The sequence below is a fragment of the Nesterenkonia sp. K-15-9-6 genome, from assembly GCF_052656005.1.
The window spans coordinates 22,863-36,362 of the sequence record NZ_JBQYEY010000001.1; the positions used below are offsets into that span (position 1 = coordinate 22,863).

Genomic DNA, 13,500 nt, shown 5'->3' on the forward strand with positions numbered 1-13,500 from the left:
CGCCGCAGAGACCCTGAGGGGAAGATGCCCCTGAAGGAGCATCTGCGCGAACTCCGCAATCGGCTCATCAAGGCCTGCCTGGGGATCGTGGTCGGTGCCGTCGCGGGGTTCTTCCTCTATGACACGATCTTCGCGCTGCTGAGCGCGCCGGTCATCGGTTTCGACGATGTGGACCGCAGCACCGAGATCGCCTTCAACACGGTCGGCCAGCCGCTGGACCTGATGATCCGCATCTCGCTGTTCGTCGGGATCGTGATCTCCTCGCCGGTGTGGCTCTACCAGCTGTGGGCCTTCATCATGCCCGGGCTGCAGAAGAAGGAGAAGCGCTACGCCCTGGGGTTCATCGCCGCCTCGGTGCCGCTGTTCGTGATCGGCATCGGCCTGGCCTACGTGGTCCTGCCGCAGGCCATCCGATTCTTCTTCACCCTGAACCCCGAGGGCACGTCGAACATCATCGCTCCGGACGTCTATTTCACCTTCGTGCTGCACCTCTTCCTGGCCTTCGGGGTCGCGATGGTCATCCCGGTGATCCTGGTGGGAGTGAACATGATGGGGCTGATCACCGGGCGTCGGGTCCTCAAGAGCTGGCGGGGGACCCTGATGTTCATCGCGCTGATCTCGGCCATGGCGGCCCCCGGCGGCGATGCGATCACCATGTTCTTCATCGCCGGTCCGCTCGTGGTCCTCTTCGGGGTCGCGATCGTGCTGTGTCTGCTCAATGACAAGCGCCGGGAGAAGCGGGTGGCCGCTCGCGAGGCCGCCACCGAGGATCTCATCACCCGCACCTGAGCGGGGTGCGGATCGTCTCTCCGTGAGAGATCGTCGCCGAATCAGGGGGCGATCTCTCACGGAGAGACGATCTTCTGCGGGCCGCAGGGGCGAGGACTGATCAGCCGAGGACTGGTCAGCCCAGGGTCCTCCCAGCCCGGTTCTGCCCAGTCCCGCCCAGCCCAGCCCGGTTCTGCTGAGCCCGGTCTACCGCCGCGCCGACTGCTGGGCGCGCAGACTGCGCAGCAGATGGTCCTGCTCCTCGATGAGCAACCGCCGCAGCGCCGCCGGAGCGTCCTGATGGGCGGCGAGCCAGTCGGCCGTGCGGCGGGCCGTCGGGTGCTCCTGAGGCTTCTCTCCGGCCGTCAGGTCCTGAGTGCCGGGGAACAGCCCGGCGACCACACGCGTGGCCTGACCCTGGCTCATCCGCTCCCACACGTCGACGACGGCGGCGAAGTAGTCCTCCTCATAGGCGTCCACGAGCTCGGCCGGACCGCAGCGGAAGCCCTCCACCGTGGCGGTGAGGTGATCGTTGGACAGTTCCTCGCCGTCGTCGTCCCGGCCGGAGATCGCCTGGGCGAAGGCCTCCTTCTTCACCGCGGGGCGAGGGCGGGCCGCCAGTGCGAGCCGGTGGGCGATCCGTCCGCGCGCCGTGGTGCGGCCGGCCAGTTCGGCGTCGAGGGCGTTGCGCTCCACCCGTCCGTGGGTGGTGAGCGCCTGCAGGAACGCCCAACGCAGCTCCTCGTCCAGCGCCAGGCCGGTGATCCCCAGGGAGGCGGCCTCGCCGTCGAGCAGCGCCGCCAGCAGGTCCAGCTGTGCGGGCGTGCGACGCGAGATCGTGGCCAGGGTGCGGGCCGCTGCGCGCTGGCGGTCACCGCCGTGGCACTCGGCGATGAACTCGGCCAGGCGGGCGGCGAACTGCTCCTGCAGCCGCTCCCGCTCCTCCGCCGGCGTGAAGGCCTCCAGGGCACGGTCGCTCTGCCGCAGCAGCGCCTGGACGACGACGACCTCTTCGATCTGCAGGCCCAGAGTCATCACCGCTTCCAGGAACCGGGCCGCGGGCAGCTCGCCGTCGCGGACCATGGACCACAGGGCGGCCCACACGGTGGCACGCGCGAGCGGGTCCTCGACGGGGTGGGTCAGGACTGCCGCCACGGATTCCGGATCCAGGCTGAGCTTGGCGTAGGTGAGGTCCTCCTCGTTGGGCAGCAGCAGCCGCGGAGCACCCGCAGCGGGGAGGGTCAGCTCCTGGAGCACGCGGGGGCCCTCGAGGGCGATGCGTTCTGATCCGGTGCGCCGCAGGGTCCCGGTGGTCTCGTCGAGCACGTGGACGCCGACCTCCACGACGTGCGGACGGCTGATCGGTCCACCCGTGGCGGGATCAGTGCCGCGCTCCTCGACCACGACGCGGCCGGCGTCGTCCACCGATGCGGCGAGCTCCGGCACGCCGGCGGTCTGCAGCCAGGCCGCGGCCCAGCTGGTCATGTCGCGGCCGGAGACCTCGCCGAGCACCGACAGGAAGTCGTCCAGGCTCGCGTTGCCGAAGGCATGCCGGACGAAGTACCGACGGGCAGCCTCGCGGAAGGCCTCGCGGCCGACGAAGGCCGCGAGCTGCTTGAGCACCGAAGCGCCCTTGGCGTAGGTGATGCCGTCGAAGTTCTGGTCGGCCGCCTCCAGGTCGGTGATGTCTGCGACGATCGGATGCGTGGTGGGCAGCTGGTCCTGCACATACGCCCAGGCCTTCCGGCCGTTGGCGAAGGAGATCCAGGAGGTGGTCCAGTCGGTGGCCTCGTCCACCGCCAGTGACCCCATGTAGTCGGCGAAGGACTCCTTGAGCCACAGGTCGTCCCACCAGCGCATGGTGACGAGGTCGCCGAACCACATGTGAGCCATTTCGTGCATCAGCGTGTTGGCTCGGGTCTCGCGCTGGGCGTCGGTGGCGTCGGTGTCGAAGACGTACTTCTCGGTGAATGTGACCAGGCCCGGGTTCTCCATGGCGCCGAGGTTGTACTCGGGGACGAAGACCTGGTCGTATTTGCCCCACGGGTAGGTGAAGGCGAACTCGGCGTGGAAGAAGTCCAAGCCTGAGCGGGTCAGTTCGAGGAGCTCCTCGGAGTCGAGGTGTTCGGCCAGGGAGGCTCGACAGAGCACCGCCAGCGGGACCTCGATCGGGGACTCTCCCTCCACCCCGCCCGCCCAGGAGCCGTCCACGCGGTGGTACGGTCCGGCGAGCAGCGCGGTGATGTAGCTGGACATCCGTCGCGTCTCGGCGAAGCTGACGCGGACCAGGCCTTCACCGTCGAGCCCTGCGGCGGTGCCGGAGACCGACTCCCGGGAGACCTCCGCGCCGTTGGACCGCAGCTCCCAGCTCTGGGGGCCGATCAGGGAGAAGCGGAACGTGGCCTTCAGGTCCGGCTGCTCGAACACGGGGAACACGCGCCGGGAGTCGGCGGGCTCGTACTGCGTGTACAGGTAGACCTGCCCGTCGGAGGGGTCCACGAAGCGGTGCAGGCCCTCCCCGGAGCGGGAGTAGCGGGAGGAGGACCGGATCTCCACCACGTTCTCGGCCGCCAGCTCGGGGAGTCGGATCCGTGCGGAGCCCACATGGTCCGCCGGGTCCAGGCGAGCGCCGTTGAGGATGACCTCCTCCACCGCGGCGCCCAGATAGTCGAGGAACGTCTCTGCCCCGGGCGAGGCGCTGCGGAACAGGATCCGGGTGGAGACGGGATAGGTCGAGGCGCCCTCGGCGGCGGCGCCCGAGAGGTCCACGTCGACCTCATAGGCGTCCACCGTCAGGTGCGCAGAGCGGGACGCGGCCTCGTCCCTGGTCAGGTTCTCCTCCGCAGCCCGGGGGAACGGGGTCTCCGCTCCGGGGGATGCGTCAGTGTCAGTGATCGTCATGACCCCATTCAAGCCGCATCCGACGGGGCGGGCAAAGCCGGGTCGCGACCCCGGTCCGGCCCTGTGCAGCCCAGTCCGGCTCTGTGCAGCCCAGTCCGGCTCTGTGCGGCCCTGCCCGCCCCGTCTCCGAGCCTCAGCGTTCCGTGCGTCGCCCCCGACGCTCCTGCTGGCGCCGCTTGAGCAGGATCTTCTCGTCCACGGGTGCGTCCGAAGAGGCGCGGAGCACGCGGTAGTGCTCCATCGCTTCCTCCTGACGCAGCTGCTCGGCACCGGATGCGACCTCCATGCGCACATGATCGGCGGTGTAGCCGAACGAGTCCACGATGTCCTGCGCCAGCGGGCGCAGGCGGGCCAGCAGCCGGTTGATGTAGGGGCTCAGCGTGCGGGCCCTCTGGGAGGAGATCCGGCCGTTGAGCAGATACCAGTCCAGGTTCTCCTCGATCCTGGTCAGCGTGTAGACGTCGCGCAGCCAGGTCAGCACCTGACGGGTCCCCGCGTGCTCCACTCCGTCCAGCGCCTCGGTGAAGGACTCCCAGATGAGGAGCTCGGCGTGGGCCGTCGCCGCCTGGATGATCTCGTGCTGGTGCTCGTTGAAGGTGGCGGCCTGCTCGGCGGCGGGCTTGCGGGCCACGCTCCGCAGCTCCCCGGCCACATCGGTGACCATCTGCCGGACCCGGTCGGTGAGCAGATCCCGCTGCACCTCGGTCTGCTTGAACCAGTTCGCGCTGCGACGCTCGTCGCCGGTGTCCTGCACGGACTGGATCGCCCGCCGCAGGCCGAAGCGGTGCAGCACCGTCGACTGGGCCTGCGAGGCCACGTACCGGGACAGCGCCCCGACGTCGGCGTCCTTGAACTCGGCGGCGAAGTCGCTGAGCAGCCGCTTGGCCACCAGCTGCAGCAGCACGTTGTTGTCACCCTCGAACGTGACGTAGATGTCGAGGTCCGCGCGGAGCGTCGCGAAACGGTTCTCCGCGATGAACCCTGCTCCACCGCACGCCTCACGGGCCTCCTGCAGCGTGTCCAGGGCGTGCCAGGTGGCGATCGGCTTGATGGCCGCGGCCAGCGTCTCGAGCTCCTGGCGGTTCTCGTCGGAGTCGTCGGCGCCGGAGAACACGTCCTCGAACTTCGCCAGGAGCTTCTCCTGGGCGAAGGTCAGTGCGACGGTGGTGGCCAGGCGAGGGATCAGCCGGCGCTGGTGCAGCTGGTAGTCCATGATGACCTCCTCCTCCACGGGGGAGGAGGCGTTGAACTGGCGCCGTTGGTTGCCGTAGGTGACGGCGCCGATCAGGGCCAGCTTGGAGGCCGCCACTGAGGCGCCGGACAGCGAGACGCGCCCCTGGACCAGGGTGCCGATCATGGTGAAGAACCGGCGGCCGGGGCTCTCGATGGAGGAGGTGTAGGTGCCGTCGGCGGCGACGTCCCCATAACGGTTGAGCAGGTAGGTGCGCGGGATCCGGATCGAGTCGAAGGCGATCCGACCGTTGTCGATCCCATTGAGGCCGCCCTTCTGGCCGTCGTCCCAGATGGTGATGCCCGGCAGCGGCTGGCCGTGGTCGTCCCGCAGGTGGCAGTAGAAGCAGTGCACCCCGTGGTTCACGCCCCCTGTGATGAGCTGGGCGAAGACGACCGCGTCCTTGCCGTCCACGGCGGCGTTGCCGAGGAACCGCTTGGTGGCTGCCGTGAACGGCGTGTGGAGCACGAACTCATCGGCGGCCGGGTCGTAGGTCGCCGTGGTGCCGATGGAGGCCACGTCCGAGCCGTGGCCGATCTCCGTCATCGCGAAGGCGCCCGGCACGCTGAGGTCCATGATGCCCGGCAGGAAGCGTCGGTGATGCTCCTCGGTGCCGAGATGCAGCACGGCGGAGCCGAACAGTCCCCACTGGACGCCCGCCTTGATCTGGAGCGAGGGGTCGGCGGTGACGAGCTCCTCGAAGGCGGCGATGTTCCCGCCCGGCGCGTCCTGGCCCCCGAACTCCTTCGGGAAGGCGCGGTGGACCGCATCGGCGGCGACGAGCTCGTGGAGCTGACCGAGCACGCGCTCGCGGTGCTGCTCCTTGGTCAGGCCCTCGATCTTATGGAACCGGTCCTCGGCGGCGAGGGCGCGAGAGACTCGGCGGGTGTCCGCCCACCGTCCGAGCAGAACCTCCTCGAGGAGACCGGTGTCCAGGGATGGTGAGGACACCTCGTGTTCAGTAGTGTCAGTGGTGGTGTGACTCGTGGTCTGACTCATGGTCCGACTCCTTACGCCCGCGTGGGGAGTGTGACAGTGATGATCAACACAGATAGTCTAAGATACTGAGCAGTAATAAAGACAAGTCCTGGTCCACCGACTGGAGGAGAACCCCTCGTGACCACCATTGACCGGACGAGCGCCCAGACACGCACCGTCCAGACGCGCGACGTCGTCGTCATCGGCGGCAACCGCATCCCCTTCGCCCGCGCTCACGGCGCCTATGCCACCGCATCGAACCAGGACATGCTGACCTCGGCCCTCAACGGCCTCGTGGCGAGGTTCGGGCTGCAGGGACAGCGGATCGGGTCGGTCGCCGGCGGCGCGGTGATGAAGCATTCGAAGAACTTCAACCTGGTGCGGGAGTCCGTGCTGGGCACTCCGCTGGATCCGGCCACGCCGGCCACCGACGTCCAGATGGCCTGTGCCACCGGCATGGAGGCCATCGGCTCGCTGGCGGACAAGATTCGGCTGGGCCGCATCGAGTCCGGCATCGGGGCCGGGGTGGACTCCATCTCGGACGCCCCGATCGTGGTGACCGACGCCCTGCGCCGGATTCTCATGGAGGCCAACCGGGCCAAGACGCCGGGACAGCGGCTCAAGGCGCTGGCGAAGATCCGTCCCGGGCACCTGGCCCCGCAGGCTCCCGGCGTCAACGAGCCCCGGACCGGGATGTCCATGGGGGAGCACATGGCGGTGACCGCCCACGCCTGGGGCATCGGGCGTCAGGAGCAGGATGAGCTCGCCCTGGCCTCCCATCAGAACCTGGCCGCCGCCTATGACGACGGCTTCTTCGACGACCTGGTCACCCCCTTCAAGGGTGTGCAGCGGGACACCAACCTCCGTGCTGACTCCACGCTGGAGAAGCTCGGGAAGCTCGCCCCCGCCTTCGGACGCGATCTGGGGGAGGAGGCCACCATGACGGCGGCCAACTCCACCGCACTGACCGACGGCGCCTCCGCCGTGCTGCTCGGTTCGGCGGACTACGCCGAGGCCCACGACCTGCCGCAGCTGGCGACCTTCGTCGACTATGAGCAGGCCGCCGTGGACTTCGTGGACGGTGCCGAGGGGCTGCTGATGGCTCCCGCCTATGCCGCCGCCCGGATGCTGGAGCGCAACGGCCTCACCTTCGAGGACTTCGAGTACTTCGAGATCCATGAGGCCTTCGCCTCGACCGTGCTGGCGCAGATCGCCGCCTGGGAGGACGAGGAGTTCTGCCGCGGGAAGCTCGGCCTCGATGCGCCTCTGGGGCGCATCGACCGCAGCCGGCTCAACATCCACGGCTCATCCCTGGCCGCGGGCCACCCCTTCGCCGCCACGGGCGGACGGATCGTGGCCACCCTGGCCAAGATGCTGCACGGCAAGCCGGGCAAGCTCGGCTTCATCTCGGTCTGCGCCGCAGGCGGGCAGGGCATCACCGCGATTCTGGAAGGGCGGTGAGCAGTCCATGGCACGCGATACCTACACCGAGTTCGCCAATACGCCGCTGGGGCGCCGGCTGACCTCCGCCCTGGGCCTGCCGCAGCCGGCCAGGCTGCGACGGCATCGACCCGGCGCGCCCGTGGTGCCGGGGCCCGTCGTCGTCGTGGGCACAGGGACGGTCTCGGATGAGATCGCCTCACTGCTGCTGACGTGGGACCTGGACGTCCGCCGGCATGTGGAGCCCCGCGAGCGGGTCTCGGCCGTGATCGCCTGCTTCGACGCGATCTCCACTCCGGCGGACCTGAGCGAGACCGCACTCGGCCTCGGTCGGATGCTGAAGCAGGTCGCACCGTCCGGGCGGGTCGTCACGGTCTTCCGCAGCCCTGATGCCGCCTCGGACCCGGCGCTGCGGGCCGCACGCAAGGGCGTGGAGGGCCTCACCCGGTCGTTGGCCCATGAGATGCGGGCCGGCGCGACGGCCAACGGACTGGTCCTCGCTGAGGACCTCGACGCCGGCGCACCCTCCGTGGCAGGAGGGCTGCGCTTCCTGCTCTCCGGGCGGTCGGCCTTCGTCTCTGGGCAGTTCCTCACCGTGGACTCCGTCAACGGTGTGCTCCCTGGGGACTGGGATCGCCCCCTGGAGGGTCAGGTCGCGGTGGTCACGGGCGCGGCCCGAGGGATCGGCGCCTCCATCGCGGAGGTGCTGCATCGCGACGGTGCCCAGCTCATCGTCGTGGACGTCCCCGCGGCGGGCGAGCAGCTCGCCGCCACGGCGAACCGTGTCTCCGGCACGGCCCTGCAACTGGACATCACGGCCGACGACGCCGGGGAACGCATCCTGGCCCACGCGCGGCAGCACTATGGCCGGCTGGACATCGTGGTGCACAATGCCGGCATCACCCGCGACAAGCTGCTGGCCAACATGGACCCGGCGCGGTGGGACTCGGTCATCGCGGTCAACATCGAGGCCCAGCTGCGGATGAACCGCGCGCTGCTGGCCGATGACCTGTTCAACCGGCCGGAGGGCACGTCCGGGCCGCGCATCGTCTCCCTGGCTTCGACCTCGGGCATCGCGGGCAACCGGGGGCAGACCAACTACGCGGCCTCGAAGGCTGGGGTGATGGGCATGGTGGCGGCGAGCTCGGCTCAGCTGGAGGCTCGTCACGGGACCATCAACGCCGTGGCGCCCGGGTTCATCGAGACGGAGATGACGGCGAAGATCCCGTTCGCCACGCGTGAGGTGGCCCGACGCCTGAACTCCCTCAACCAGGGAGGCCGTCCCGACGACGTCGCGGAGACCATCGCGTACCTGGCGTCCCCTGCGGCCGGCGGCACCAGCGGACTGACGCTGCGTGTCTGTGGTCAGAACCTGGTGGGGGCCTGAGCCGGTATGACTGATCGGATCGAGGAGCAGAGCACAGGTCCTGTCGACGTCCGTCGGATCGAGCTGCCCGCGCTGAAGGACATCTACGTCCACGCCGGCTGGGAGTCCGCCCGTTCGGCCGTGGCCCCACGATCCTCGGGAGCCGCGGACGAGCTGCCGGGGCACGCCGTGGTCGCGCGGCATCCCGGTGCCTCGGCCCAGCAGCTGGAGCAGTACCGCCTGCTCTTCGGCGGGGAGCCCTTCGACGGCGTGCACCGTCGGGGCCTGCCCTCGGTGCTGGCCCACATCCTGGCCTTCCCGGTCCAGATGGGTCTGCTCGCCGAGGAGGCGTTTCCGCTGCCGCTGATGGGCATGGTCCACCTGAGCAATGCGGTGGAGCATCGTCGCCGGGTGACGGTGGACGAGCCGGTGCAGATCAAGGCCTGGACCGAAGGTCTGCGCCCGCACCGGCGCGGCACACAGTTCGACGCCGTCGTGGAGGTGCTCGCGGACGCCGCGGACGTCGGGCGCCCCGCGGAGTCGGAGGTGCTGTGGCGGGGGGTGTCGACCTATCTGAGCCGGGGCGCGCACCTGGCCGGTCGCCCGGGCGACGGTGAGCCTGAGAGGCAGCCGGAGTCGTCGGAGCGTGAGGAGTTCATTCCGCCCGCCAAGACCGGACAGTGGCGTCTGGGCGCCGACATGGGCCGCCGCTATGCCGCCGTCTCCGGAGACTGGAACCCGATCCACATCAGCTCCGTCAGCGCCCGCATGCTTGGCATGCCCCGGGCGATCGTGCATGGCATGTACGCCGCCGGCCGGATGCTGGAGGGGCGTGAGCCCGACGACGCGGGGCACCGGTGGCGCATCACCTTCGAGGCACCGATGCGCCTGCCCTGCACCGTCGCCTTCCACGCCGAGCGCCGAGGCGTCGATGCCTCCGCAGGTCAGGTTGTGGAGACCTTCACCGGATGGGATCCGCGCAAGGGGCGCCGACACTTCACCGGAGAGCTCGCCAGTCCTGCCTGATCCGCAACCCGCAGGTACGCAGACACCGGCCGGGCCCCGTCGAGACATCGACGGGGCCCGGCCGCTGTCGACCCTGCGTGGGGCGGCCGCCGCGTCGCGAGCGCGGTCACCTCGTCCGAGTCCTGGACACCGCCTAGGATGGAGACATGGCAGCGGCACAGCGCGGGGCAGGACAGCGAGGAGCAGGGCGACGGGGGGCGGGGCAGCGCACCCAGGGCGGAGGCTCCGCCGGGCGCAAGGGTGCGTCACCACGCGCCGGTGAGGACTTCCGTCTCGTCGAACCTGCGCCGCTGATGCTGCTGCGTGGACCTGAGGACTATCTGGCGTCCCGCGCGATGGACCGTATCAAAGCCACGCTGCGCAGTGCTCACCCTGACCTGGAGTACACCCGGCTCGACGTCAGTGCGGCAGCCCGCGGCGAGCTGGCCACCGTGGCCTCACCGTCGCTCTTCGGCGAGGCGCGCCTGATCCTGGCGGAGGATCTCGCGCAGATGAACGACGCCTTCCTGGAGGACGCCCTCTCCTATCTCGGGGAGGCCCCTGACGCCGAAGTCACCGTGGTGATGCGTCATTCGGGCGGCAACCGGGGCAAGAAGCTCCTGGATGCGATGTCCGGGCGAGCCGTCGTCGTCGACTGCGCGGCGGCGAAGTCCGACACGGACAAGATGGACTTCCTCCGGCGCGAGTTCCGTGCCGCGGGTCGGGAGATCCAGCCCGACGCCGCCCGAGCACTCGTGGCAGCCGCCGGATCCTCCCTGTCGGACCTCGGCGGAGCCTGCCAGCAGCTGATCCGGGACGTGCCGGGAGCGATCACGGAGGAGGACGTTGACCGGTACCACGGCGGCCGGGTGGAGGCGACGGCCTTCAAGGTCGCCGACGCGGCATTCGACGGGCGGCGTGACGCCGCCACCCGGCTGTACCGCCACGCGATGGCCACCGGAGTCTCGCCGATCGCCGTGACTGCCGCGCTGGCCCGCAAGGGGCGCCAGATCGCCGCCCTGGTGGACCATCGGGGCAGCGCCGACCGGTTGGCCTCGGACCTCGGCGTGCCTCCCTGGCAGCTGCGTCAGGCCGCCGAGACGGCCCGACGCTGGCAGTCCCACCGGGCGGCGGCCGCCGTGGAAGCGGTGGCACGCGCCGACGCGGAGGCCAAGGGAGCTTCCCGGACGCCCGAGTACGCCGTGGAGCGCGCCATCGGGATCATCGCCGGGTCCGTCGGGCGGTGAGTCCAGCGTCGGCACCGCCCCAGGTGAGACGAGCCCCGTGTTCTCTGCTACGATCTATAGGCAGTGTCTACGGCCCTCGCGGTCGGCACTCCCTGCGGCAGAGAGCTCTCTGCGCGGCGTCAGGCCCCTCTGCCTGATGACGTCGCGCATTCGCCATGGCAACCCCACGCCACTCAGTCTGTCTTCTGCCGCCCAAGCAGGGATGCAGCCCTCACCACACAGTGAACCCAGACAGAAAGACAACACGTGGCAAACATCAAGTCTCAGAAGAAGCGCATCCTCACCAACGAGAAGGCTCGCCTGCGCAACCAGGCCGTCAAGTCCGAGCTGAAGACCGCGGTGAAGAAGGTCCGCAAGGCCGTCGCGGCCGAGGACAAGGACGCCGCGCTGGCGGCGCACCGCGAGGCCGCGCGCAAGCTGGACAAGGCCGTCTCCAAGGGCGTCATCCACAAGAACCAGGCCGCCAACCGCAAGTCCGGTCTGGCCGCCAAGGTCAACGCGCTCTGATCCATCCCGGATCACGCTCGTCTCCGCAGCCGCGGAGTCGGGTGCCGCGGGCCCCGTCGCACATGGTGCGGCGGGGCCCGCGGCGTCCGGGTCGCGTCTTCCGGGCGCCGAGTCCGTCCTCCGCACGGTGCTGCGCCCGTTTCATGGAAGAATGGAGCGTCAGCCCGACATCCCGTCCCCGAGGGAAGGACCACTCGCACGTGTCTCCGAAGGCCCGCACTCCTCTGGTGCCCGCCGCGACCGATCCTGGCGTGATCCGGAACTTCTGCATCATCGCGCACATCGACCACGGCAAGTCCACACTCGCGGACCGCATGTTGCAGCTGACGGGAGTCGTCCAGCCCCGCGAGATGAAGGCCCAGTACCTGGACCGCATGGACATCGAGCGTGAACGGGGCATCACCATCAAGTCCCAGGCGGTGCGCATGCCCTGGGAGCACGACGGCGAGACCTACGCCTTCCACATGATCGACACGCCCGGCCACGTGGACTTCTCCTATGAGGTCTCCCGCTCGCTGGCCGCCTGCGAAGGGGCGCTGCTGCTGGTGGACGCCGCCCAGGGCATCGAGGCCCAGACGCTGGCGAACCTGTACCTGGCCATGGAGCATGACCTGACGATCATCCCGGTGCTGAACAAGATCGACCTGCCGGCGGCCCAGCCCGAGAAGTACGCCGAGGAGATCGCCCACCTGATCGGCGGCGACCCCGCCGATGTGCTGCGCGTCTCGGGCAAGACCGGTGAAGGCGTGGAGGAGCTCCTGGACCGCATCGTCGAGGAGATCCCCGCCCCGGAGGGCGACGCGCAGGCACCGGCACGCGCGATGATCTTCGACTCGGTCTACGACACCTACCGCGGCGTGGTGACCTTCGTCCGCGTCGTCGACGGCAGTCTTGGGCATCGCGAGCGCATCAAGATGATGTCCACCGGAGCCACCCATGAGCTGCTCGAGATCGGCGTCTCTTCCCCGGAGCCGGAGCCGACCAAGGGGCTCGGCGTCGGAGAGGTCGGCTATCTGATCACCGGCGTCAAGGACGTGCGTCAGTCCAAGGTCGGTGACACCGTCACCTCGCAGGCGAAGCCTGCCGACGCGATCATCGGTGGCTATGACGAGCCCCGCCCGATGGTGTTCTCGGGGCTGTTCCCCATCGACGGCTCGGACTTCCCGGTGCTGCGCGAGGCGCTGGAGAAGCTGCAGCTCAACGACGCCGCCCTCAGCTTCGAGCCGGAGACCTCGGCGGCTCTCGGGTTCGGGTTCCGCGTCGGGTTCCTCGGCCTGCTGCATCTGGAGATCACCCGCCAGCGTCTGGAGAGCGAGTACAACCTCGACCTGATCTCCACCGCGCCGAACGTCATCTATGACGTCACGGCGGAGGACGGCGAGGTCCACGTGGTGACCAACCCCAGCGAGTTCCCCGACGGCAAGGTCTCGGAGATCCGTGAGCCGGTGGTCGCCGCGACGGTGATCGTCCCCAGTGAGTTCGTCGGAGCTGTCATGGAGCTCTGCCAGGCTCGTCGCGGCACCATGGAGGGCATGGACTACCTCTCCGAGGAACGTGTGGAGCTGCGGTACAGGCTTCCCCTGGCGGAGATCGTCTTCGACTTCTTCGATCAGCTGAAGTCCCGCACCAAGGGCTACGCCTCGCTGAACTGGCAGGGCGAGGGTGATCAGGCGGCCGACCTGGTGAAGGTCGACATCCTGCTGCAGGGGGACAAGGTGGACGCCTTCTCCGCGATCACCCACCGCGACCATGCCTATGCCTACGGAGTGAGGATGGCCTCCCGTCTGAAGGAGCTCATCCCGCGCCAGCAGTTCGAGGTTCCGATCCAGGCGGCCATCGGCTCGCGCATCATCGCGCGTGAGAACATCCGCGCCATCCGCAAGGACGTGCTCTCGAAGTGCTACGGCGGAGACATCAGCCGCAAGCGCAAGCTGCTGGAGAAGCAGAAGGAGGGCAAGAAGCGCATGAAGATGGTGGGCACCGTGGAGGTGCCTCAGGAGGCCTTCATCGCTGCTCTGTCCTCCGACGAGGGTGGCGGCGAGAAGGGCAAGAAGTAG

Annotated in this window: 9 protein-coding genes; 7 read left to right on the forward strand and 2 right to left on the reverse strand. The window is 69.3% G+C overall.

The window, feature by feature from the left end; all coding sequences use genetic code 11:
• Positions 1-24: 24 nt before the first annotated feature.
• Complete coding sequence (tatC, locus tag SD455_RS00105) at positions 25-789, forward strand: twin-arginine translocase subunit TatC (RefSeq protein WP_237089886.1); 765 nt, start codon at positions 25-27, stop codon at positions 787-789.
• A 186-nt stretch (positions 790-975) separates the two neighbouring features.
• Here tatC and pepN read toward each other — a convergent pair whose 3' ends face one another.
• Complete coding sequence (pepN, locus tag SD455_RS00110; RefSeq protein ID WP_445506921.1) at positions 976-3,669, reverse strand: aminopeptidase N; 2,694 nt, start codon at positions 3,667-3,669, stop codon at positions 976-978.
• A 133-nt stretch (positions 3,670-3,802) separates the two neighbouring features.
• Complete coding sequence (locus tag SD455_RS00115) at positions 3,803-5,899, reverse strand: acyl-CoA dehydrogenase family protein (protein WP_445506922.1); 2,097 nt, start codon at positions 5,897-5,899, stop codon at positions 3,803-3,805.
• Between the two features lie 117 nt (positions 5,900-6,016).
• On the opposite strand from SD455_RS00115, the gene SD455_RS00120 reads away from it, so the two are divergent.
• From SD455_RS00120 to lepA, 6 genes are all read left to right on the forward strand, one after another.
• Complete coding sequence (locus SD455_RS00120) at positions 6,017-7,339, forward strand: acetyl-CoA C-acetyltransferase (RefSeq protein ID WP_445506923.1); 1,323 nt, start codon at positions 6,017-6,019, stop codon at positions 7,337-7,339.
• Positions 7,340-7,346: 7 nt separating this feature from the next.
• The gene (locus SD455_RS00125) at positions 7,347-8,705 is read left to right on the forward strand and encodes a 3-oxoacyl-ACP reductase (protein ID WP_085437055.1); all 1,359 of its coding nucleotides are present in this window, start codon (positions 7,347-7,349) and stop codon (positions 8,703-8,705) included.
• Between the two features lie 6 nt (positions 8,706-8,711).
• Complete coding sequence (locus tag SD455_RS00130) at positions 8,712-9,710, forward strand: MaoC family dehydratase (protein ID WP_085437054.1); 999 nt, start codon at positions 8,712-8,714, stop codon at positions 9,708-9,710.
• A gap of 146 nt (positions 9,711-9,856) precedes the next feature.
• A complete protein-coding gene (gene holA, locus SD455_RS00135; RefSeq protein ID WP_139827546.1) occupies positions 9,857-10,936 on the forward strand; it encodes a DNA polymerase III subunit delta in 1,080 nt (359 codons plus the stop codon).
• A 246-nt stretch (positions 10,937-11,182) separates the two neighbouring features.
• Positions 11,183-11,443 (forward strand): 30S ribosomal protein S20, encoded by a 261-nt coding sequence (rpsT, locus tag SD455_RS00140; RefSeq protein ID WP_070158590.1) that lies wholly within the window; start codon positions 11,183-11,185, stop codon positions 11,441-11,443.
• Between the two features lie 200 nt (positions 11,444-11,643).
• Positions 11,644-13,500 (forward strand): translation elongation factor 4, encoded by a 1,857-nt coding sequence (gene lepA, locus SD455_RS00145; protein ID WP_070158589.1) that lies wholly within the window; start codon positions 11,644-11,646, stop codon positions 13,498-13,500.